Genomic DNA, 22667 nt, shown 5'->3' with positions numbered 1-22667 from the left:
AAGGGTCACGGAAGAGACGATGGCACCGAACACGAAGGCGGCCGGCGACGGCAGCGGCCTGGTGGAGATGGCCTGGGATCCGATCACCCGGATCGTGGGCAGTCTCGGCATCCACACGAAGATCGACTTCAAGCAGAAGCGGGTCGCGGAGTGCTACAGCACCTCGTCGGTCTTCCGCGGCTACAGCGTCTTCATGCGCGGCAAGGACCCCCGCGACGCGCACTTCATCACCAGCCGCATCTGCGGGATCTGCGGTGACAACCACGCCACCTGCTCCGTGTACGCGCAGAACATGGCCTACGGGGTGAAGCCGCCCCACCTCGCCGAGTGGATCATCAACCTCGGCGAGTCGGCGGAGTACATGTTCGACCACAACATCTTCCAGGAGAACCTGGTCGGGGTCGACTACTGCGAGAAGATGGTCCGCGAGACCAACCCGGGCGTCCTGGAGCTCGCCGAGCGCACGCCGTCCCCGCACGCGGGGGAGCACGGCTACAAGACCATCGCCGACATCATGCGCTCCCTCAACCCCATCGAGGGCGAATTCTACCGCGAGGCGCTCCAGGTCAGCCGCTACACGCGCGAGATGTTCTGTCTGATGGAGGGGCGCCACGTGCACCCCTCCACGCTCTACCCGGGCGGCGTCGGCACCATCGCCTCCGTCCAGCTCTTCACGGACTACATGAGCCGCCTCATGCGGTACTGCGAGTTCATGAAGAAGGTCGTCCCCCTCCACGACGACCTCTTCGACTTCTTCTACGAGGCCCTGCCCGGGTACGAGGAGGTAGGCCGCCGGCGCGTGCTGCTCGGCTGCTGGGGCGCCCTCAACGACCCCGAGTACTGCGACTTCACGTACGCCAACATGACCGACTGGGGACGGAAGATGTTCGTCACCCCGGGCGTGGTCGTCGACGGCAAGCTGGTCACCAACGACCTGACCGAGATCAACCTCGGCATCCGCATCCTGCTGGGCAGCTCGTACTACGACGACTGGCAGGGCCAGGAGCAGTTCGTCACGCACGACCCGCTCGGCAACCCGGTGGACCCCCGCCACCCGTGGAACCAGCACACGATCCCCGCCCCGCAGAAGCGGAACTTCGACGACAAGTACAGCTGGGTGATGTCGCCCCGCTGGTTCGACGGCAAGGACCACCTCGCCCTCGACACCGGCGGCGGCCCCATCGCCCGCCTGTGGTCCACCGCCCTGTCCGGGCTCGTCCACACCGACTACGTCCAGGCGACCGGGAACAGCGTGGTCATCACCCTGCCGCGGACGATGACCAAGCCCGAGACCCGCTTCGAGTGGAAGATCCCGAAGTGGAGCAACGCGCTGGAGCGCAACCGCGCCCGCACGTACTTCCAGGCGTACGCGGCCGCCATCGCCCTGCACTGCGCCGAGAAGGGCCTCGCCGAGGTACGGGCCGGACGCACCCAGACCTGGGAGAAGTTCGAGGTGCCGGACGAGGCCATCGGCGTCGGCTTCACCGAGGCCGTACGGGGCGTCCTCTCGCACCACATGGTCATCCGCGACGGGAAGATCGCCAACTACCACCCGTACCCGCCGACCCCGTGGAACGCCAGCACCCGCGACACCTTCGGCACGCCCGGACCGTACGAGGACGCCGTGCAGAACACCCCGATCTTCGAGGAGAACACCCCGGAGAACTTCAAGGGCATCGACATCATGCGCGCGGTGCGCAGCTTCGACCCCTGTCTGCCCTGCGGCGTGCACATGTACGTCGGCGGCGGCAAGACGGTCAAGACGATGCACGTGCCCACCGGCCTGAGCGGACTGGGCGGATGAGCGCGGTGATCGACGCCCCGCAGGCCGGGCGCAGGGTCGAAGAGGTGCTCGACCGGATCGCCGCCACCGGCGACCGGGCGGCGTGCGCCGCGGCCGAGGAACTGGTGCGCGTCCTCATGGACTTCTACGGCGCCGGGCTCGCCCGGATCGTCGAGAAGCTGGAGGACGGCGCGCTCGAGGCGGTGTACGACGACGAACTCGTGGCGAGCCTGCTCGCCCTGCACGGCCTGCACCCCGAGGACGTGCGCACCCGGATCGGGCGCGCCCTGGCCTGCGCGGGCGAACCGGTGGAGCTGGTCGGCTTCGACGAGGCCACCGGCGTCCTGCGGCTGCGCCCCGGCGCCGCCCCCACCGGCTGCGGCTGCGGCTCCGGCGGCCAGGACGACGCCGCCGGGCAGACGCTGGAGGACATCCTGGCCGGCTTCGCCCCCGAGGTGACGAGCGTGGAGACGGAGCCCGCCGCGGCCCCGCCGCCCGCCCTCCTGCAGATCGGCACCCGGCCCCCCAGCCCGGCGCGGGTGCCGTGACCGGGCCCGGTGTCCGCAGGGACGGACCGCGCGGGCTGCGCAGGTTCGCGGGCCCGCGCCCGCCCCGGCCCGAGACCTGTGAACTGTGCGGGGTGGTGGTGCCCCGGGAGGGCCACCGCCACCTGGTGGAGACCGAGAAGCGAACGCTGGTCTGCGCCTGCACCGCCTGCGCCCTGCTGTTCGACCGGCCGGGCGCGACCACCGGGCGGCTGCGGGCCGTCCCCGACCGCTACCTCACCGACCCCGGCCACCGGCTCGACGAGGGCGCGTGGGAACTCCTCCAGATCCCCGTCGGCGTCGCGTTCTTCTTCCGCAACGCCGCCCTCGACCGGCTGGTCGCCCTCTACCCGAGCCCGGCCGGAGCCACCGAGAGCGAACTCGACCCCGAGACCTGGCAGACCGTCCTGGGCGCCGGCCGGCTGGCGGCGCTGCTCCAGCCCGACGTGGAGGCGCTGCTGCTGCGCCGCTCGCAGGGCCGGACCGAGTGCTACCTGGTGCCGATCGACATCTGCTACGAACTGGTCGGCCGGATGAGGCTGCTGTGGCAGGGCTTCGACGGCGGCGCTGAGGCCCGGGCCGCGCTGCAGGACTTCTTCGAGCGGGTGGAGCGGCGCTCCCGGGTGCTCGCGGAAGAAGGAGTCCGATGACCGCGCGGACGGAGTTCGCCTTCACCTGCACCGGGGTGCGCGCCGACGCCTACGCCGCCGGACCCACGCTCGTCTTCCGGCTGCGCATCACCGCAGCCGGAGGCGGCCGGGTGCACGCCCTCGCCCTGCGCTGCCAGATCCGCATCGAACCGGCCCGGCGCAGCTACGCCGCCGCCGAGGCCGAGGGACTGGCGGACCTGTTCGGCGAGCGCTCCCGCTGGGGCAACACCCTCCAGCCCGTGCAGTTCGCCCAGGTCTCGGTCATGGTCCCCAGCTTCACCGGGGAGACCGAGACGGATCTCGTCGTGCCGTGCACCTACGACATGGACATCGCCTCGACCCGGTACTTCGAAGCCCTCGAAGACGGCGAGGTGCCGCTGCTCATGCTGTTCTCCGGCACCGCCTTCACCGGCGACGGGGGCTTCCGGGTCGAGCCGGTGCCCTGGGACCGCGAAGCCACGTACCGGATGCCCGTGGCCGTGTGGCGCGAGACGATCGAGCAGCACTTCCCCGGCTGCGGCTGGCTGCGGCTGCCCCGCGACACCATGGACGAGCTGCTGGCCTTCCGTTCCCGCCACGCGCTCGCCTCGTGGGAGGCGACCGTACGGGCCCTGCTGGACACGGCCGCCCCGCCGCAGCCGCCCCCCGGCGCCGTACGGCTGGGTGCGATCCTGCCGCGCCTCACCGAGAGGACGGCTCCGTGACCGGATCCCCGACCACGACGACCGCCCCGGACTCCCGCTTCGCCGTCGCCCGGCAGGTGGCCGACGCCGTCCTCCTCGAGGGGTACGTGCTCTACCCGTACCGGGCCTCGGCGGCGAAGAACCGGCTGCGCTGGCAGTTCGGCGTCCTCGTGCCCCCCGCGTGGGGCCGCGCGCACGACGAGCACGTCTTCCAGCAGACCGAGGTCCTGATGGAGCCGCGGGGCGGGGCGACGCTCGCCCTGGAGCTGCGCTTCCTGCACGCGCAGCGCCGTACGGTCCAACAGGCGCTGGACGACGGAGAGTTCGCCGAGGTCCCCGAACTGCACCTGGCCGACCGGGTCCTCGTTCCCTGGGACGAGGGGACCGAGGAGCGGGTCGAGCTGTCCGTCCCCGTGGCCGAGCTGGCGGACGGCGGCGTCGCCATCCCCTTCCGCCGGCCCGCCCGCGACGACGTCGAGACCGTCCGCGACGCCGACGGGCGGATCGCGGGCCGCCTGGTGCGGCGCACCGAGGAGATCGAAGGCGTCGTGCGGCTGCGGGCCACCGAACTCGACGGCGCCTACCGGGTGCTGCGGCTCCGGGCCGTGGTCGAGAACACCAGCCCGTGGACCCCGGAGGCCGGCGCCGAGGCCGGTTCCGGCGCCGCCCGGGGTACCGGGTCGGCCGGGTCGGCCGGGTCCGTCGACCGGGAGGCCGCGCTGCCCCGCTCGCTGGTCGCCGCCCACCTCCTGCTCGGCCTCGACTCCGGGTCCTTCCTGTCCATGACCGACCCGCCCGAGTGGGCCAGGGAGGCGGTGGCCGCCTGCGTCAACCGCCACACCTGGCCGGTCCTCGCGGGCGAACCCGGCCGCGCCGACGTCGTCCTGTCCTCCCCGATCATCCTGGAGGACCACCCGGCCATCGCGCCCGAGAGCGTGGGCGCCATGTACGACGCCACCGAGATCGACGAGATCCTCGCCCTGCGCACGGCAGCCCTGACCGACCAGGAGAAGCGCGAGGCGCGCGGTACGGACGCCCGGGCGGCCGCCGTGATCGACCTCGCCGACTCCATGCCCCCCGAAGTGCTGGAACGGCTGCACGGCGCGGTGCGCGCCCTGCGGGAGGTCACCGGCCCGGACCAGCCGCCGCTGATCGCGGAACTCCCGGACCCGGACGACGTGTTCAGGCCCGACACCCCCTGGTGGGACCCGGCCCGGGCGGACACCGCGGACCCGGCCCGCGACCGGATCACGATCGACGGCACCTCGGTGGGCCCCGGCACGCGCGTCCTGCTGCGCCCCGGACTGCGGCGCACCGACGCCCAGGACCTGTTCCTCCAGGGCCGCGCCGCGCTGGTCGAGGCCGTCCTGCACGACGTCGACGGCGGAGTGCACCTCGCCGTCACCGTGGAGGACGACCCGGGCGCCGACATCCGCCGCGAGCAGGGCCGGTTCCTCTACTTCCAGCCCGACGAGGTCACCCCCCTGGAGGGCGCGTGAGCGGCAGGGTCCTGGTCGCGGGCATCGGCAACGTCTTCCTCGGCGACGACGGCTTCGGCGTCGAGACCGTGCGGGCGCTGGCCGCGCAGCCGCTGCCCGACGACGTCGAGGTGGTGGACTTCGGCGTGCGCGGAGTCCACCTCGCCTACCAGCTCCTCGACGGCTACGACACGCTCCTGCTGGTCGACGCCACCGCGCGCGGCGGCGAGCCGGGCACGCTCTACCTCATCGAGGCCGGCGCCGACGCCGACTCCGGCTCGGCCCCGCCGGCCGGCCGGCCCGGCGGCGGCGCCGTGCTCGACGGCCACCACATGTCCCCGGACGCCGTCCTCGCACTGCTGGACACCCTGTGCGCCGGAACCGGCACCACCCCACCGCGGCGCACCCTGGTCCTCGGCTGCGAACCGGCCTGCGTCGAGGAGGGCATCGGACTGAGCGCACCCGTGACCGCAGCCGTCCCCGAGGCCGTACGCATGGCCCTGGACCTGATCCGCGACCCGTCCACGACGAAGCCGGCGGACCTCGCCGCGAACTGAGGAGAACCCATGAAGAACGCCGTCATCGGCGGGGCCGCGGCCGCCGCCCTCGCCGCGGTCCTCGCCGTCGTCTTCCCCGACCTCCGGCGCTACCTGCGCATGCGCAGGATGTGACCCGGCCGCCAGCCACGGCGCCCGAATGGCGTACGGGGCGCGCCGCGCACCGGCGTGCCCGCCCGTGACGACTCCGTCCCGCCGGTGTAATGAGCCCCGGCAGGACGGAGTCCGATGCACGAGATGTCGATCGCCATGGCCGTCGTGGGCCAGGTGGAAGAGGCGGCCCGAGCGGGCGGCGCGCGCGCCGTCACGTCCGTACGGCTCCGGGTCGGCGAGCTGGCGGGGGTGGTCCCCGACGCGCTGGCCTTCTGTTTCGAACTGGCCTGTGCCGGAACGGTCCTCGACGGCGCGTCGCTTGTCACCGAATCCGTGACGGCCCGCGCCCGCTGCGGGTCCTGTCCCGGCACCTGGGCCGTGGGAATGCCCCCGGAACTGTGCTGCCCCGGATGCGGCAGGGCCACGGACGTGGAACTGCTGTCGGGCCGCGAGCTGGAGATCCTCAGCGTGCGCTGGGAGGACGGCCCCGCCGGTGCCCGTACCCGCGAACCGATTCCCGAGGAGGCCTGAACCATGTGCCGAGTGGTCGATCTGCGGCAGGCGGTACTCGCCAAGAACGACGTCGCCGCCCAGGTCCTGCGCGCCGAACTCACCGCGCGCGGTACGACGGTCGTCAACCTGCTCTCCAGCCCCGGCAGCGGCAAGACGGCCCTGCTGGAGCGCGAACTGCTCCTCGCGCGGGAGCGGGGCGTGGCCGTGGCCGCGCTGACGGCGGACCTGGCCACCGAGAACGACGCGGTACGGCTGGCCCGTTCGGGCGTACCGGTCAAGCAGGTCCTCACCGACGGGCTGTGCCACCTGGAGGCCGGGATGCTCGGCCGGCACCTGGACGGCTGGCTGCCCGAGGACACCCGGCTGCTCTTCGTGGAGAACGTGGGCAACCTGGTCTGCCCGGCGACCTACGACCTCGGGGAGTCGCTGCGGGTGGTGCTCGCCTCGGTGACCGAGGGCGAGGACAAGCCGCTGAAGTATCCGACCGCCTTCGGACTGGCGCAGCTGGTGGTGGTCACCAAGACCGACATCGCGCGGGCCGTCGAGTTCGACGAGGACGCCTTCCGCGCCCACGTCCAGCAGGTCAACCCCGGTGTGGAGGTGGTCCTCACCTCCGCTCGTGCGGGGGAGGGCCTGGGCGTCCTGCTCGACCGGGCGCTGGCGGCGGGGGCGGGCGCCGCGACGCACACCCCGGTCATGGCCCGTCAGCAGCAGTCCCACGGCCACGGCCATGGACACGACCATGGCCACGACCACGTACACGGGCCGGATCACGACCACGGGCCCGATCACGACCACGTACACGGACCCGATCACGATCACGACCACGATCACCCGCACGTCCAGCCCGCCGCGCAGTCCCGCTGATGGAGGCCGTGCAGCGCCGCCGGGTCACGGTCCGGGGGGTGGTCCAGGGCGTCGGCTTCCGGCCCTACGTCTACACCCGCGCGATCGGGCTCGGCCTCGCCGGCCACGTCACCAACACCCCCGAGGGCGTCGTCGCCGAGGTCGAGGGCGCCCCCGCGGCCGTGTCGCGGTTCTGCGAGCGGCTCGCGGCGGACGCGCCCCCGCTGGCCGTCGTCGACGCCGTCGACCACCACGAGGTGCCCGTCGCGGGCGGCTCCGGATTCACCATCATCGCCTCCCGGACCGGCGGCCCCGCCCGCACGCTCGTCTCCCCGGACGTGGCCACCTGCGCCGACTGCCTCACCGAGCTGGCGGACCCGGCCGACCGGCGCCACCGCCACCCCTTCATCACCTGCACGCACTGCGGGCCGCGCTTCACCATCGTCACCGGGCTGCCGTACGACCGCGCCCACACCACCATGGCCCGCTTCCCGATGTGCCCCGACTGCGCCCGCGAGTACGGCGACCCCGCCGACCGCCGCTTCCACGCCCAGCCGGTCGCCTGCCCGGCCTGCGGCCCCCGGCTGAGGCTCCTGACCGGGCGGCCGCCCCGCGAGACCCCGGACGTCGACCCGGTCGCCGAGGCCCGCCGGCTCCTGACGGCCGGGGCGATCCTCGCCGTCAAGGGCCTGGGCGGCTACCACCTGGCCTGCGACGCCGGCCACCCGGGCGCCGTGTCGGAGCTGCGCCGCCGCAAGGCCCGCGGGGACAAGCCCTTCGCGCTGATGGCCCGGGACCTCGCCGACGCCGAGCGCTTCGCGCACATCGGTCCCGAGGAACGCGCCCTGCTCGAAGGAGGCGTACGGCCCATCGTGCTGCTGCGCCGCCGCGGCGGTACGGAGGGCAGGGCCACCCCGGGCGGTGTGGCGGACGAGGTCGCCCCGCGCTGTCCCGACCTCGGCGTGATGCTCCCGTACACGCCGGTCCACCACCTGCTGCTCGGTCTGCCCGGTGACCCGCAGGGCCCCCGCCTGCTCGTCATGACCAGCGGGAACCTCGCGGGAGAGCCCATCGTCACGGACGACGACGAGGCCCTGGACCGGCTCGCCCTCCTCGCCGACGCCTGGCTCACGCACGACCGTCCCATCCACGTGCCCTGCGACGACTCCGTGGTGCGGGTCTGCGACGGCGAGACCCTGACCGTACGGCGCTCCCGCGGGTACGCCCCGATGCCGCTGACCCTGCCGCTGCCGGTCCCCGCGACCCTCGCCGCGGGCGGGGACCTGAAGAACGCCTTCTGCCTCGGCGAAGGGCGCCGGGCCTGGCTCTCCGCCCATGTCGGCGACATGGACGACCTCGCGACCCAGGACGCCTTCGAACGCGCCGAGCGGCAGCTGGAGTCCATCACCGGCGTCAGCCCCGTCCGCCTCGCCGCCGACCGGCACCCCGGCTACCGCTCCGCCGGGTGGGCCCGGCGCGCCGCGGGCGCTCGTCCGCTCGTCCGCGTGCAGCACCACCACGCGCACGTCGCCTCCGCCATGGCGGAGCACGGTCTGGACGGCGGCCGCCGGGTGATCGGCATCGCCTTCGACGGCACCGGCTACGGAGACGACGGCGCCGTGTGGGGCGGCGAGGTCCTGCTCGCCGACTACGCCGGGTACACCCGGTTCGCCCACCTCGCGTACGTCCCGCTGCCGGGCGGCGACGCGGCCGTGCACCGCCCGTACCGCATGGCGCTGTCCCACCTGCGCGCGGCGGGCATCGGCTGGGCCCCGGACCTGCCCTGCACGGCCGCCTGCCCGGCCGACGAACTCCGGGTGCTGGAGCGGCAGTTGGAGCGGGACCTGAACTGCGTCCCGACCTCCAGCATGGGCCGCCTCTTCGACGCCGTCTCCTCCCTGGCCGGAGTCTGCCACCGCGCCGGCTACGAGGCGCAGGCCGCGATCGAGCTGGAGGGCGTGGCGCTCGGCGCGGCGCTCGGCGCGGCCGACCCCGACTCCGGCCCCGGCCTCGACCCCGATTCCGGCCCCGGCTACGCCTTCGGCCTGTGCGTCCCGCCGGGCCCCGACGCGGGCCCGGTCACCGCCGATCCGGCGCCCGTCCTGGCCGCCGTGGTCGCCGACGTCCGCGCGGGCACGGACCGGGCGCTGATCGCCGCCCGCTTCCACGCCTCCGTCGCCGCCCTCGTCGGCACCCTCTGCGGGCTCGCGCGCGAGCGCCACGGCCTGGACACCGTCGCACTGACCGGCGGCGTCTTCGCCAACACCCTGCTCTCCTCCGCGTGCGCCCGCACCCTGCGCGCGTCCGGATTCACCGTCCTGCGGCACGGCCGGGTCCCCCCGAACGACGGCGGGTTGTCCCTCGGCCAGCTCATGGTGGCGGCGGCCTCAGCCACGGAGCACCACCCACAGCAAGGAGAAGCCCATGTGCCTGGCGGTACCCGGCAGAGTGCTTGACATCGGGGAGAAGGACGGCACCCGCATGGCTACCGTCGACTTCGGCGGTGTGCAGAAGGAGGTGTGCCTGGAGTACCTGCCGGACCTGCAGGTGGGCGAGTACGCCATCGTCCACGTGGGGTTCGCCCTCCAGCGACTCGACGAGGAGTCGGCCCGGCAGACCCTCGAACTCTTCGAGCAACTCGGCATGCTCCAGGAGGAGTTCGGCGACCCGTGGGAGCAGGCCGCCGCACAGGCCGGCGCCGACTCCCCCTGGCCCTTCGCCGACGAACCGGCCGTCGCCGCACCGCAGGAGGAAGTCCAGCCGTGAAGTACATCGACGAATTCCAGGACCCGGCGCTCGCCCGCCGGCTGCTCGACGACATCCACGCCACCGTGACCCGTCCCTGGGCCCTGATGGAGGTCTGCGGCGGCCAGACCCACACCATCATCCGGCACGGGATCGACCAACTGCTCCCGGACCAGGTGGAATTGATCCACGGTCCGGGCTGCCCGGTGTGCGTCACGCCGCTGGAGGTCATCGACAAGGCGCTGGAGATCGCCTCCCGCCCCGACGTGATCTTCTGTTCCTTCGGGGACATGCTCCGGGTGCCCGGGACCGGCCGCGACCTGTTCCAGGTGCGCAGCGAGGGCGGCGACGTACGCGTCGTCTACTCCCCGCTCGACGCCCTGAGGATCGCCCAGGAGAACCCGCAGCGCCAGGTGGTGTTCTTCGGCATCGGCTTCGAGACCACCGCGCCGCCCAACGCCATGACGGTGTACCAGGCGAAGAAGCTGGGCATCCGCAACTTCAGCCTGCTCGTGTCCCACGTCCGGGTCCCCCCGGCCATCGAGGCGATCATGCAGTCGCCGAGCTGCCGGGTCCAGGGGTTCCTCGCCGCCGGGCACGTGTGCAGCGTGATGGGCATGGGCGAGTACCCCGAACTGGCCGCGCGCCACCGCGTGCCGATCGTGGTGACGGGATTCGAGCCGCTGGACATCCTGGAGGGCGTACGCCGGGCCGTGCGGCAGCTGGAACGCGGCGAGCACACCGTCGACAACGCCTACGCGCGGGCCGTCCGCCCGGAGGGCAACCCGGCCGCGCTCGCCATGCTGGAGGACGTCTTCGAAGTCACCGACCGGGCCTGGCGCGGCATCGGCGTCATCCCCGACAGCGGCTGGCGGCTGTCCCCCCGCTACCGGGACTTCGACGCCGAACACCGCTTCTCCGTCACCGGCATCAACACCGTGGAGCCGGCCGAGTGCCGCAGCGGCGAGGTGCTCCAGGGGCTGCTCAAGCCGCACGAGTGCGAGGCTTTCGGCACGCTGTGCACCCCGCGCAGCCCGCTCGGCGCCACCATGGTCTCCAGCGAGGGCGCCTGCGCCGCGTACTACCTCTACCGGCGGCTGGACCTGGGGACCGTGCCCGCCGCCCCGACCACCGCGCCGGAGGCGAGCCCCGTTGTCTGACACCGCACTCGACATCACGGGCTGGACCTGCCCGGCCCCGCTGCGCGACCGCCCCCGCGTGGTGATGGGCCACGGCGGCGGCGGCGCGCTCTCCGCCGAGCTGGTCCAGCACCTCTTCGCGCCCGCCTTCGGCGGTGACGTGCTGGCCCAGCTCGGGGACTCCGCGGCCGTCTCCCTCGGGGGCGTCCGGCTCGCCTTCTCCACCGACTCCTACGTCGTGCGGCCGCTGTTCTTCCCCGGCGGCTCCATCGGTGACCTCGCGGTCAACGGCACGGTCAACGACCTGGCCATGAGCGGAGCCCGAGCCGCCTACCTGTCCTGCGGGTTCATCCTCGAAGAGGGCGCCCTGATGTCCGTGGTGGCGCGCGTGGCCGAGGCCATGGGCCGCGCCGCGCGGGCCGCGGGCGTGGAGGTGGCGACCGGCGACACCAAGGTGGTCGAAACGGGCCACGGGGACGGCGTCTACATCAACACCTCGGGCATCGGGCTGATCCCCGACGGGGTGGACCTGCGCCCGCAGCGGGTCGTGCCCGGCGACGTCGTGATCGTCAGCGGCGAGGTCGGACTCCACGGGGTGGCGATCATGAGCGTCCGCGAGGGGCTGGAATTCGGCGTGGACATCGAGAGCGACTGCGCGGCCCTGGGCGGTCTCGTGCAGAGCATGCTCGCCGTCACCCCGGACCTGCACGTGCTGCGCGACCCCACCCGGGGCGGTCTCGCGGCCTCCCTCAACGAGATCGCGGCCGCCTCGGGCACCGGCGTCGTGATCCACGAGGGCCGGGTCCCGGTCCCCGCCGCCGTCGCGAACGCCTGCGCGATCCTCGGCCTCGACCCGTTCTACGTGGCCAACGAGGGCAAGTTGGTCGCCTTCGTCCCCCGCGAGCACGCCGATGCCGTCCTCGACGCCATGCGCGCCCATCCGCTGGGCCGCCACGCGGCGGTGATCGGCGAGGCCGTCGACGCCCACCCGGGCCTGGTCGTGGCCCGTACCGCCCTCGGCGGCACCCGGGTGGTCGACCTGCCGATCGGGGAGCAGCTGCCGCGCATCTGCTGACCGGCGTGGCGCACAAGATGGGTGCCGGCCCCGATGTGCGGGGCCGGTGGTGCGGGTGATGCTCGGGGGAGGAACACCCCTGCGGCCCTTCGGTGCTGATCGTGGAGTGGCGTACCGGGCGGGCGGCCTGGGTGCTCGCGGCCACGGCACGAACGGAGTCCGCGCCGATGACGACCCCGCCCCGTTCCCCGGCAGGCGGCATACGCCCTGCCGTCACCCACCGCACCGCGGATCAGGTCCCGCCGTGCGCGCTGGCACGTGGCTCGCCCTCGCGGTCTTCGCCACCACCTACCTGCTGATCGCGACCGAACGGGTGCACCGGGTCGCCGGTGCGCTCGGGGGCGCGGTGGTGATGCTCGTGATCGGGGCGACCGGTCCCGATCACGCGTTCTTCTCCGACGTGACCGGCATCGACTGGAACGTCATCGTCCTGCTCCTGGGCATGATGCTGATCGTCGCCGTGCTCAAACGGACCGGGATCTTCGAGTTCGTTGCGATCTGGGCGGCGAAACGGGCCGGCGGCCGCCCGTACCGGCTGATGGTGCTGCTCATCCTCGCGACCGCGTTCCTGTCCGCGTGGCTGGACAACGTGACCACGGTGCTGCTGATCGCCCCGGTCACCATCGTGGTCTGCCGGCGCCTGGGCGTGCCCGTGGTGCCGTACCTGATCGCCGAGGTGATGGCCTGCAACATCGGCGGCGCCGCCACCCTGATCGGTGACCCGCCCAACATCATGATCGGGTCCCGCGCGGGCCTGTCGTTCAACGACTTCCTGCTCCACATGGCACCCATCACCACCCTGCTCGTCGTGGTGTTCGCGGTGATGGCCCGGTGGATGTTCCGCGACGCGTTCCGTTACGACCCCAAGCGCGCGGCCCACGTGATGGCCATGCGGGAGCGGGACGCCATCAAGGACGGCCGGCTGCTGGCCGTCAGCGGAGTCGTCATCGTCATCGTGATGGCCTGCTTCGTCCTCCACACCACCCTGCACCTCGAACCCTCGGTGGTCGCCATCACCGGCGGGCTGGTCCTGCTGGCCGTCTCACGGCTGAAGGCGGCGGAGGTCGCGGCGGATGTGGAGTGGCCCACGCTGGCCTTCTTCACCGGCCTGTTCGTCATGGTCGGCGCGATGGTGCGCAGCGGCGTCATCACCGACGTCGGCCAGGCCGCCGCCCGCGCCTTGGACGGCAATCTGCTCGGCGCCTCCATGGCCCTGCTGTTCGGTTCGATCGTGCCCTCGGCGGTGATCGACAACATCCCCTTCGTCGCGTCCACCAGCCCGATCGTCGCCGAGATCGTCGCGGCGTGCGGCGGCAACGAGCAGGCGCAGGTGCTGTGGTGGTCCTTCGCCCTCGGCGCGGACCTCGCGGGCAACGCCACGATCGTCGCCTCCTCCGCCAACGTGGTCGTGGTGGGCATAGCCGACCGCGCGGGACACCACATCTCCTTCTGGCAGTTCAGCCGCTACGGCCTGATCGTCACCGCCGTCACCACCGTCCTCGCGGGGGTGTACGTGTGGCTGCGCTACTTCGTCCTCGCCTGACCGCCCTGGCCCGACCGACGAAGCCGATGAAACCGACGAAGCCGAGGAAAGGAGCAGGTCATGCCGGACTCCGGCGACGACAAGACCGCCGACCCCGGAGCCGGGCTCCGGCACGACGATCCGCGCGGTGCCGGTGCCGGCGCCGGTGCCGGCGTCGGTGCCGGTGCCGGTGGCCCGGGCGGAGGCCGGCGCCCGCGGCCCCGGTGGTACCACCGCACGCGCGCCTGGCTGGCCATGGGCCTGGGCGTCGGCGCCGCGGTGGCCGGGGCCACCCTGCCCAACGGGCTCCTGATGGCGGCCGGACTGGTCGTCGCCGCACTGGCGGTGAACCTCTTCGGCACCCCGCAGCGACGGCGCCGGACCCGTGGGGCGAAGCCGGGGTAGCCGGCCGGGGCGGCGGGCAGCGGCAGGGTACCCCGCGGCCCCGGCCGGTGACCGCCGCCCGGGAGCCTGCGCTCGGCGGGGCTTCGCTCGGGTGTGGTCGCTCCGGCGCCTTCGCTCAGGTCCGGCCGGCCGGGTCCTGGTCGGGGGCCGGATCCAAGGCCCTTCCGGCGGCCGATTCCGGGGACTTCGCGGGCGAGGGCACGGCCGCGAGCAGAGGCGGGCGGAGCGTACGCCGCGCCCTGACCCAGGCGGCCAGGGGCTCGGTGTAGCGGGCGGTGAGCGGCCCGACCACCACGAGGATCAGCACGTACGCCGTGGCCAGCGGGCCCAGCGCGGGCTCGATGCCCGCCGTGACGGCGAGTCCGGCGATGACGATGGAGAACTCGCCGCGCGCGACGAGCGTGCCGCCGGCGCGCCAGCGGCCCTTGATCCCGACCCCGGCCCGCTTCGCGGCCCAGTACCCGGTGGCGATCTTCGTGCACGTGGTGACCAGGGCGAGCGCGAGCGCGGGCAGCAGGACCGGCGGAATGCTGGCCGGATCGGTGTGCAGGCCGAAGAAGACGAAGAACACCGCGGCGAACAGGTCGCGCAGCGGGCTGAGCAGGGTGTGCGTGCCCTCGGCCACCTCGCCGGACAGGGCGATGCCGACCAGGAACGCGCCGACCGCGGCGGAGACCTGCAGCTGCTGGGCGATGCCCGCGACCAGCAGGGTCAGGCCCAGGACGACCAGGAGCAGCTTCTCCGGGTCGTCACTGGAGACGAACCGGGAGATCACCCGCCCGTAGCGGACGGCGACGAACAGCACGGCGCCCGCGACACCGAGGGCGATCGCCAGGGTCAGGCTGCCCGCCGCGAGACCGACCCCGGCCAGGAGCGCCGTGACGATGGGCAGGTAGACGGCCATCGCCAGGTCTTCGAGGACGAGGATGCTGAGGATGACGGGGGTCTCGCGGTTGCCGAGCCGCCCGAGGTCCCCCATGACCTTGGCGATCACGCCGGAGGAGGAGATCCACGTGACGCCGGCCAGGACCACGGCGGCCACCGGCCCCCAGCCCATCAGCAGCGCGGCGACCGCGCCGGGCACGGCGTTGAGGGTGAAGTCGACCAGCCCGGCCGGGTACTGGGTCTTGAGGTTGGAGACCAGGTCACTGGCCGTGTACTCCAGCCCCAGCATCAACAGCAGCAGGATGACGCCGATCTCGGCGCCGATCGCGACGAACTCCTCGCTCGCCCCCATGGGCAGCAGCCCGCCCGTGCCGAAGGCGAGACCGGCCAGCAGGTAGAGGGGTATCGGGGAGAAGTGGAACCGGCCGGCGAGTCTGCCCAGCAGGCCCAGGCCCAGGATGATCGCGCCGAACTCGATCAGGAAGACAGCGGAGTGCACCGGCGCTCACTCCCGTCCGAGTATCGAGGCGGCCGCGTCGACGCCCTCGCGGGTGCCGATCACGATGAGCGTGTCGCCGCCGGCGAGGCGGAAATCGGGCGCGGGGGAGGGGCGGGCCTCCGCCCGGCGCAGGACCGCCACGATCGAGGCGCCCGTCTCGGTCCGCATCCGGGTCTCGCCCAGCAGGCGGCCGTTCCAGTGCGAGTGCGCGGACAGCTCGATGCGCTCGGCGACCAGCCCGAGGTCGGTGGTGTGCAGCACGTTGGGGCTGTGGTGGGCGGGCATCAGGGCGTCGATCAGAGAGGCGGTCTCCGCACCGGTCAGGTGCAGGGACTGTGCGCACGCGTCGGGATCGTCCGCCCGGTAGACGTTCACCGTGCGGGTTCCGTCCCGGTGGGCGATCACCGACAGGTGGCGGTGTTCGCGGGTGGTGAGGTCGTACTGGACCCCGATGCCGGGCAGTGGCGTGGTGCTCATCCGTGGAGCAGGCACAGCTCTGTCCCCCTTGCTTCGCGTTCGGCTGTGGTGCGGCGCGGGCAGGGCGGGAGGCAGGCTCCCGGTGCCGCGCGCGCACATCGTGCCACCTCGCCGCAGGGCCGGGATATGGGTGTCGGCACGGATGGACAAGGCCGCCGAAGGACGACAGGCTGGGGCGGGGACACGGATCCCGTCGCAGGTCACCGCAGGTGTGGAGGCCGGTCGGCGGGGATAGTGGAGGTGGACGCCCGCCGGGCTTCGGATACGCGGACGAGGGGAGAGACGGCCATGTCGCTGTACTGGCGGATCTTCCTGCTCAACGCGGCCGTGCTCGTCACGGCCGTCCTGCTGCTGTTCGGCCCGGTCACCGTCTCCACCCCGGTCCTCTTCGGCGAGGCCGTCGTGCTGCTCGCCGGGCTGGCGGCCATGCTCGTCGCCAACGCCGCCCTGCTCCGCATCGGCCTGGCCCCGCTCGGCCGGCTGACCCGCGCCATGGCCGCCGTCGACCTGCTGCGCCCGGGCAGCCGGGCCCTCGTCGAAGGCCCCGGCGAAGTGGCCGAGCTGACCGCCTCCTTCAACGCCATGCTCGGCCGGCTGGAGGCCGAACGGGCGGGCAGCAGCGCCCGGGCCCTCTCCGCGCAGGAGGCCGAACGCCGGCGCATCGCCCAGGAACTCCACGACGAGGTCGGCCAGACCCTCACCGCGGTCCTGCTCCAGCTCAAGCACGCCGCCGACCGCGCCCCTGCAGCCCTGCGCGAGGACCTCCACCAGGTGCAGGAGACGACCCGCACCAGCCTGGACGAGATCCGCCGCATCGCCCGCCGGCTGCGCCCGGGCGTCCTGGAGGATCTCGGACTGCACAGCGCCCTGCGCGCGCTGACCGCCGAGTTCAGCAGCGGATCGCTGGCCGTACGGCACTTCATCGGCCCCGGACTGCCCCCGCTGGACGATGCGGCCGAACTCGTCGTCTACCGGGTCGCCCAGGAAGCCCTGACCAACGCCGCCCGGCACGCGGGCGCGAGCGAGGTCGAGGTGCACCTGTCCCACCGGCCGGGCGGGGCGTTCCGGCTCCTGGTACGGGACAACGGCAAGGGCATCCGGACCGCGGCCGAGGGCGCCGGGATCCAGGGCATGCGGGAACGGGCCCTGCTGATCGGTGCCGGCCTCGCCCTCGCGGGCGGCCCGCACGGCGGTACCGACGTACGGCTGGACGTCCCCGTCAGCGCCACCGCAGGCGGCGCCGGGAGAGGAAACCGATGACCACACCGGACCGGCCGCCGACCCGCGTCCTGCTCGCCGACGACCACGCCCTCGTCCGGCGCGGGGTCAGGCTCATCCTCGACGCCGAACCGGACCTGACGGTGGTCGCCGAGGCCGGGGACGGCGCCGAGGCCGTCGCCCTGGCCCGTACCGAGGACGTGGACCTCGCCGTCCTCGACGTCGCGATGCCCCGCATGACCGGGCTGCAGGCCGCGCGGGAACTGTCCCGGCTGCGGCCGGACCTGCGCATCCTCATCCTGACCATGTACGACAACGAGCAGTACTTCTTCGAGGCGCTCAAGGCCGGGGCCGCAGGCTACGTTCCCAAGTCCGTCGCCGACCGCGACCTCGTCGAGGCGTGCCGCGCGGCCATCAGGGACGAGCCCTTCATCTACCCCGGAGCCGAGACCACCCTCATCCGCAACTACCTCGACCGGGCCCGCCAAGGCGATCCGCTGCCCGCCCGGGCGATCACCGAACGCGAGGAGGAGATCCTCAAACTCGTCGCCGAAGGGCACTCCTCCAAGGAGATCGGCGACCTCCTCGTCATCAGCGCCAAGACCGTGGAGCGCCACCGGGCCAACCTCCTGCAGAAGCTGGGGATGCGCGACCGCCTGGAGCTGACCCGGTACGCGATCCGGGTGGGCCTGATCGAGCCGTAGTAGTCGCCTCGGCGCGCGGGGGTGGCGCGCCGGGGTGACGCGCTGGCCGCCGCCGGTCGCCGCACGCCATCCGCTCGCACGCCATCCGCTCGCGCGCCTTCCGTGCGCGGCGCCACCGTGGTCCTCTCCGACGCCGACACGGCCGCCCCCGCCCTCGCGGCCACCGTCGTCGCCGGAACGGGCAAGGTCCTCCAGGCCGACGGCCTGCTGTTACGGGTGACCGAACGCACCCCGCAGCAGCGCCGCGAGGCCACCGGACCCGGCCTGTGCACCCTGGCCCTGCTGTCCTCCACCACCGACGACCCCGCGGGCGCCGAGGGCTCGGACCGCAGCGGCCCCGCCGGGCCCCAGCTGCTCCCGGCCGCCATGGAGATCGCGCGGTCCGCGCAGCGGGGCGCGGTCGTGCTCGAAGCGGTCTCGCACACCGCCCCGTCCGCGGCGCCCGGCCGGCTCGCCGCCGCCGGCCTGCCGGTGATGGAGCTGTTCTCGCGCCGGGTCCGGTGGGCCCTGGCCGGCTTCACGGCCGCGGTCATCGCCATCGCCGTCACCTCCTGGATCACCACCGGCGACCACCCCGTCCACGCCGCCTACATCACCCTCCTGGACCTCTTCTCCCTCAACGACCCCGCCATCGGCGACCCCACCGAACGCCAGCTGCTCCAGCTCTTCACCGGCGTGGTCGGACTGCTCCTCCTGCCGGTCCTGGTCGCCGCCGTCCTGGAGGCCTTCGGGTCCTTCCGCTCCGCCTCCGCCCTGCGCCGGCCACCGCGCGGCACCGCCGACCACGTCGTCCTGCTCGGCCTCGGCAAGGTCGGCACCCGCGTCCTGGCCCGCCTGCGCGAACTCGGCATCCCCGTCGTCTGCGTCGAAGAGGATCCCGAGGCCCGGGGCATCGCCCTGGCCCGGAGCCTGCGCGTCCCCGTCGTGCTCGGCGACGTCACCCAGGAGGGCGTCCTCGAAGCCGCCCGCACCGACCGGGCCCACGCCCTCCTCGCCCTCACCAGCTCCGACAGCACCAACCTCGAAGCCATCCTCTGCGCCCGCACCATCACCCCCGACCTGCACGTCGCGCTGCGGCTCTACGACGACGACTTCGCCACCGCCGTCCACCGCACCCTGCGCGCCGCGCACCCCCAGGCCCTGACGCGCAGCCGCAGCGTCACCTCGCTGGCCGCGCCCGCCTTCGCCAGCGCCATGATGGGGCGCCAGATCCTGGGCGCCGTACCCGTGGAGCGCCGCGTCCTGCTCTTCGCGGCCGTCGACGTGGCCGGACTGCCCCACCTCGAAGGCCGCACGATCGCCGACACGTTCCGGCCGGGCCACTGGAGGATCCTCGCGCTGGACACCACCGATCCGGCCGACCGGCGCCCCGACCTGAGCACGACCCGGCTCGACGGCCGCGGCCACGTCAGCGGCCTCCTCTTCGACCTCCACCCCGGGCACGTCCTCGGACCGGCGGACCGGGTGATCGTCGCCGCCACCCGGCAGGGCCTGGCCGAACTGCTCGGCAGCGGCCGGGCGGTACCTCCCCGGCCCCCCGGGCGCGCGGGACCCTCGTAGCTGCGAGGTGGTGTGACCGTTCCCCGCCCCCGACGATGTCGCTCGACGACGCCCGGCTCCGGGCGTCGTCCACGTGGGCCGGAAGGGGACAACATGCTGCGGTACCTGCGCAGGCTGCGGGTGGTGGTGCTGACGTGCGTGGCGGGACTGGTGCTGGCGGGTGCGCCCGGCTCCGCCGTGGCCCAGGGGGCGGCGGCCGCGGCGAAGCCGCAGTTCCAGCTGCCGTTCCCGTGCGGCACGACCTGGGAGATGCACACCTGGGGCCACAACCCCGCGTTGGACATCGTGGTGGAGGGCAACACCGGCTCCGACGGCCTGCCCGTCCTGGCGTCCGCCGCCGGAGTGGTGTCCGCCGCCTACTGGAACAACGGATCGGGCAACACCATCCAGATCAGCCACGGCAACGGCTGGTTCTCGGCGTACTACCACCTGAAGGACGACCCGGCGGCCTACGTCAAGAAGGGCGACGCGGTCCAGCCCTCCACCCGGATCGGCAGGATCGGGACCTCGGGCGCCTCGGACTGGTCCCACCTGCACTACGAGCAGCGCTACCTGGCCTCGGGCGACTTCACCGACGAGAGCCACCGCGTGCCGGTCCACTTCGACGGCGTCGAGTACACGGGCCCCGCGAGGGACTGGCCGAGCGTCACCAGCCGCAACTGCTCCGGCACGCCCGCCGCATGGCAGGACTGCCCGTCCGGATCCGTCTGCTTCTACTCGTGCGCCGACGGCACGGGCACCGTCTGCCGTTCCGCCGCCGACGAGCCGAACAGCACCTGCGGCCTGCGCCGCTCCTTCTTCAACAACGGTACGCAGCAGCCGGGTTACGACCACGTGCAGGTGTACTTCAAGGAGGGCGGCAGCGCCTGCCTGCACTTCGGCTGGGACGAGGGGCGCGGAAACCTGCCCGCCGGCGGCCGGACCATCGACCGTTTCCAGTGGCGCGGTGAGTGCTGAGTACACGCATCCGCCATCGTTGCCGGAACGATTTATTCCGCTGGCTAACCTTCCCTCGCCACCTTGGGGGAAGGAAGCAGCGTGTACAGCATCCTCGTGGTTCCGGGGCCCACCATGGCCCCGGCCGCACACATCCGATTAGCACCGGGGCAGACCCTCCGGTTCGGCCGTGAAGAAGCAGGCGACGGCAGCCTGCACGTCCCGCACGCCGGCGTCTCGCGCTCCGCGGGGGAGATCGCGGCCACCGGCACGTACTGGTCGCTCAGCAACCTCAGCGGTTCGTCGACCTACGTGGTCGAGAACCCCGAGGGCGCCGGCGAACACATCAAGATCGCGCCCGGCCGGCTGGGCGCACCCGTCCCCTTCGAGTTCTCCCGGATCGTCCTGCCGGCGGGCTCCGAACTGCTCACCCTGGACGTCTGGGCACCGCGCCACGACTACGCCGACCGCGACGCACCCGGCGAGCCCGACGGGGAGCCGACCGCGCTCGCCTTCCCGCTCGACCGCTCCAGCCGGTACTTCCTGGTCCTCACCGCGCTCTGCGAGCCGCGGCTGCGCGGCGAACCGCACGCCTCGCTGCCCACCGTCGAGCAGGTCGTCGAACGGCTGAAGCCGGTGTGGCCGGCGGCCAACCGCGCGGCCGTGCAGTGGAACATCGACTACCTCGCGGTCAAGCTCCGCCTCAAGCCCGGCCCCGACACGGCGGATCCGGGACCGCGGCTCGTCGGCAAGAAGGAGACCCTGGTCTCCCTCGCCCTGCGCTTCGACCTCGTCCGCGAGCACGACCTGGCGGTCCTTCCGGCCGCCCCGACCGGTACCGCCCGCTGACCGGGCGAGCCGGGCACTTAGGGGCCCTCACCGTTCCGCCGGGTTACCGGATCGGCCCCTGGGTCGTCGGCCACCTGCTGGGGGCCGGCGCCTTCGGCAGCGTGTACGCGGCCCTGCGCGCCGCCCCCGAGCCCGGCCTGCCCGGCCGGGCCGCGCTCAAGGTCCTCCCGACCGGCACCCGCACCCCGCGCCAGCTGCGCCACCTGAGCGAACTCGCCGCCCGCGAGACCGAGGTGCTGCGCCGCGTGTGCACACCCCGGCTGATCCGGATGTACGAGGTGCTCACCGTCGACGACCCCGGCCACCCCGAACTCGACGGCGCCACCGTGCTCGTCCTGGAGGAGGCCAAGGGGTCCCTGGACGCCCTGCTGGCCGACGGAGTGCCCGCCGCGGGGCCCGCCCTCCTCGCCCAGGTCTGCGAAGGGCTCGACCAACTGCACCGGGCGGGCTGGGTGCACGGCGACCTCAAGCCCGGCAACGTCCTGCTGATGCCCGACGGCACGGCGCGTCTCGGCGACTTCAACATGGCGGCGGAGCTGGAGGGCACCCACGCGTACTCGCCGGCTTTCGCGACGCCCGACTACACCCCGCCCGACCTGCTCTGGTCGGAGGTCGGCGAACGCGGCATGAAGATCCGCCCGACGGCCGACATCTGGGCCTTCGGGGTGCTGGCCCACGTCGTCCTGACCGGCTCGCTGCCGCTGCCCGGCGGCACGACCGCGGCCCGACGGGACGCTGCGCTGCGCTACGCCAGGGGCGAGGAGGAACTGCGCCTGTCACCGGAACTGCCGGAGCCCTGGCGGGACATCGTCCGCGACTGCCTGGCCCGACGGCACGAGGACCGGGCCGGGCACACCGCGGCGTCCCTGCTGCACCGGGTGGAGGCGGCCGCGGCGGCCGCCGCCGACGGGCCCGGCCGGGGCTGCGCACCGCCGGTAGCGCGCGGCGGCCCGGAGCCGCGCAGCCCGGTGTCGCGCGCGCCGGAGCAGGGCAGCCCGGAGCCGCGTAGCCCGCAGCCCCGCGGCCCGGAGCCGGGCGGCGCCGGCCCGCGACGGCGGCGGCGCGTACTGATCGCGGCCGGCGCGGCGGCGCTCGCGGGCCTGGGGGCCGCGTGGGGCTCCGGCCTGTTCGGCCTCGGGGGCGACGACGAGGCGAAGGGGTACGACCGGTGCCGGCGCGGGGCGGTCTGCTTCTTCGCGAAGGAGGACGGCCAGGGCGAGATGTGCTCCTGGGTCGACGGCGACGCCGACTGGAACGACGGCCTGAACCCCTGTCCGTGGACGGCCCGCAGCACGCCCCGCTCGGTCTTCAACAACGGGTTCGACCTCGCCGAGGGGGCGACCCAGGTCGACGTCCTCTACTACGCGCAGACCGACAAACGGGAGCTGCTGGGCTGTGTGAAGGTGCGCACCAGGACCAACCTCGCCGGCACCGACAACCCGCGCTCCCACTCCTGGGTCCCGAACTGCTGACCGCGCCCCGGTGTACCTCGCACCTGCGAGGTA

At 73.5% G+C, this 22667-nt stretch carries 22 protein-coding genes and 1 pseudogene; 21 read left to right on the top strand and 2 right to left on the bottom strand.

The window, feature by feature from the left end:
* Nucleotides 1-19: 19 nt before the first annotated feature.
* The 15 genes from OG534_RS06935 (at nucleotide 20) to OG534_RS06870 (ending at nucleotide 14034) form a co-directional block, all read left to right on the top strand.
* Complete coding sequence (locus OG534_RS06935) at nucleotides 20-1804, top strand: nickel-dependent hydrogenase large subunit (RefSeq protein WP_326587192.1); 1785 nt, start codon at nucleotides 20-22, stop codon at nucleotides 1802-1804.
* Complete coding sequence (locus OG534_RS06930) at nucleotides 1801-2331, top strand: hypothetical protein (protein ID WP_326587191.1); 531 nt, start codon at nucleotides 1801-1803, stop codon at nucleotides 2329-2331. Before OG534_RS06935 ends, OG534_RS06930 begins: the two co-directional genes overlap by 4 nt.
* Complete coding sequence (locus OG534_RS06925; RefSeq protein WP_326587190.1) at nucleotides 2328-2978, top strand: DUF5947 family protein; 651 nt, start codon at nucleotides 2328-2330, stop codon at nucleotides 2976-2978. Before OG534_RS06930 ends, OG534_RS06925 begins: the two co-directional genes overlap by 4 nt.
* Nucleotides 2975-3682, top strand: coding sequence for a DUF6084 family protein (locus OG534_RS06920; protein ID WP_326587189.1), 708 nt, complete (start codon nucleotides 2975-2977; stop codon nucleotides 3680-3682). Before OG534_RS06925 ends, OG534_RS06920 begins: the two co-directional genes overlap by 4 nt.
* Nucleotides 3679-5160 (top strand): hypothetical protein, encoded by a 1482-nt coding sequence (locus OG534_RS06915; protein WP_326587188.1) that lies wholly within the window; start codon nucleotides 3679-3681, stop codon nucleotides 5158-5160. Before OG534_RS06920 ends, OG534_RS06915 begins: the two co-directional genes overlap by 4 nt.
* Complete coding sequence (locus OG534_RS06910; RefSeq protein WP_326587187.1) at nucleotides 5157-5696, top strand: hydrogenase maturation protease; 540 nt, start codon at nucleotides 5157-5159, stop codon at nucleotides 5694-5696. The genes OG534_RS06915 and OG534_RS06910 overlap by 4 nt, the downstream gene beginning before the upstream one ends.
* A gap of 9 nt (nucleotides 5697-5705) precedes the next feature.
* Complete coding sequence (locus OG534_RS38660; protein ID WP_374776499.1) at nucleotides 5706-5810, top strand: DUF6893 family small protein; 105 nt, start codon at nucleotides 5706-5708, stop codon at nucleotides 5808-5810.
* Nucleotides 5811-5924: 114 nt separating this feature from the next.
* Nucleotides 5925-6320 (top strand): hydrogenase maturation nickel metallochaperone HypA, encoded by a 396-nt coding sequence (locus tag OG534_RS06905; protein ID WP_326587186.1) that lies wholly within the window; start codon nucleotides 5925-5927, stop codon nucleotides 6318-6320.
* A gap of 3 nt (nucleotides 6321-6323) precedes the next feature.
* Complete coding sequence (gene hypB / locus OG534_RS06900; RefSeq protein WP_326587185.1) at nucleotides 6324-7169, top strand: hydrogenase nickel incorporation protein HypB; 846 nt, start codon at nucleotides 6324-6326, stop codon at nucleotides 7167-7169.
* A complete protein-coding gene (gene hypF, locus OG534_RS06895) occupies nucleotides 7169-9604 on the top strand; it encodes a carbamoyltransferase HypF (protein WP_326587184.1) in 2436 nt (811 codons plus the stop codon). Before hypB ends, hypF begins: the two co-directional genes overlap by 1 nt.
* Entirely contained in the window at nucleotides 9573-9914 is a 342-nt protein-coding gene (locus OG534_RS06890; protein ID WP_326587183.1) for a HypC/HybG/HupF family hydrogenase formation chaperone, read from the top strand. The genes hypF and OG534_RS06890 overlap by 32 nt, the downstream gene beginning before the upstream one ends.
* On the top strand, nucleotides 9911-11053 hold the full coding sequence (gene hypD / locus OG534_RS06885; RefSeq protein ID WP_326587182.1) for a hydrogenase formation protein HypD: 1143 nt from the start codon (nucleotides 9911-9913) through the stop codon (nucleotides 11051-11053). The genes OG534_RS06890 and hypD overlap by 4 nt, the downstream gene beginning before the upstream one ends.
* Entirely contained in the window at nucleotides 11046-12107 is a 1062-nt protein-coding gene (gene hypE, locus OG534_RS06880; protein WP_326587181.1) for a hydrogenase expression/formation protein HypE, read from the top strand. Before hypD ends, hypE begins: the two co-directional genes overlap by 8 nt.
* A gap of 244 nt (nucleotides 12108-12351) precedes the next feature.
* Nucleotides 12352-13650, top strand: coding sequence for an ArsB/NhaD family transporter (locus OG534_RS06875; protein ID WP_326587180.1), 1299 nt, complete (start codon nucleotides 12352-12354; stop codon nucleotides 13648-13650).
* Between the two features lie 60 nt (nucleotides 13651-13710).
* Nucleotides 13711-14034 (top strand): hypothetical protein, encoded by a 324-nt coding sequence (locus tag OG534_RS06870; RefSeq protein ID WP_326587179.1) that lies wholly within the window; start codon nucleotides 13711-13713, stop codon nucleotides 14032-14034.
* A 115-nt stretch (nucleotides 14035-14149) separates the two neighbouring features.
* On the opposite strand, the gene OG534_RS06865 is transcribed toward OG534_RS06870, so the two are convergent.
* Complete coding sequence (locus OG534_RS06865; protein ID WP_326587178.1) at nucleotides 14150-15418, bottom strand: cation:proton antiporter; 1269 nt, start codon at nucleotides 15416-15418, stop codon at nucleotides 14150-14152.
* Between the two features lie 6 nt (nucleotides 15419-15424).
* Complete coding sequence (locus tag OG534_RS06860) at nucleotides 15425-15895, bottom strand: cation:proton antiporter regulatory subunit (RefSeq protein ID WP_326587177.1); 471 nt, start codon at nucleotides 15893-15895, stop codon at nucleotides 15425-15427.
* A gap of 288 nt (nucleotides 15896-16183) precedes the next feature.
* Here OG534_RS06860 and OG534_RS06855 point away from each other — a divergent pair, with 288 nt between their 5' ends.
* The 6 genes and pseudogenes from OG534_RS06855 to OG534_RS06830 all read left to right on the top strand — a co-directional run bounded on the left by OG534_RS06855 (nucleotide 16184) and on the right by OG534_RS06830 (nucleotide 22634).
* A complete protein-coding gene (locus OG534_RS06855) occupies nucleotides 16184-17155 on the top strand; it encodes a HAMP domain-containing sensor histidine kinase (protein WP_326587176.1) in 972 nt (323 codons plus the stop codon).
* Nucleotides 17152-17817 carry a response regulator transcription factor gene (locus OG534_RS06850; protein WP_326587175.1) on the top strand — a complete coding sequence of 222 codons (666 nt, stop codon included), beginning with the start codon at nucleotides 17152-17154 and terminating at the stop codon, nucleotides 17815-17817. Before OG534_RS06855 ends, OG534_RS06850 begins: the two co-directional genes overlap by 4 nt.
* 111 nt (nucleotides 17818-17928) lie before the next feature.
* Nucleotides 17929-19377: pseudogene (locus OG534_RS06845) on the top strand (potassium channel family protein); the annotation flags it as partial.
* A gap of 93 nt (nucleotides 19378-19470) precedes the next feature.
* Nucleotides 19471-20334: a peptidoglycan DD-metalloendopeptidase family protein gene (locus OG534_RS06840; protein WP_326587174.1), complete on the top strand. Its 864-nt coding sequence runs from the start codon at nucleotides 19471-19473 to the stop codon at nucleotides 20332-20334.
* Between the two features lie 81 nt (nucleotides 20335-20415).
* On the top strand, nucleotides 20416-21162 hold the full coding sequence (locus OG534_RS06835; protein WP_326587173.1) for an FHA domain-containing protein: 747 nt from the start codon (nucleotides 20416-20418) through the stop codon (nucleotides 21160-21162).
* A complete protein-coding gene (locus OG534_RS06830) occupies nucleotides 21159-22634 on the top strand; it encodes a serine/threonine-protein kinase (RefSeq protein WP_326593507.1) in 1476 nt (491 codons plus the stop codon). Before OG534_RS06835 ends, OG534_RS06830 begins: the two co-directional genes overlap by 4 nt.
* The last annotated feature ends 33 nt before the right edge of the window (nucleotides 22635-22667 follow it).

The sequence above is a fragment of the Streptomyces sp. NBC_01294 genome (genome assembly GCF_035917235.1).
Classification (GTDB): Bacteria; Actinomycetota; Actinomycetes; order Streptomycetales; family Streptomycetaceae; genus Streptomyces; species Streptomyces caledonius.
This window is presented reverse-complemented; position numbering and strand designations above follow the sequence as displayed.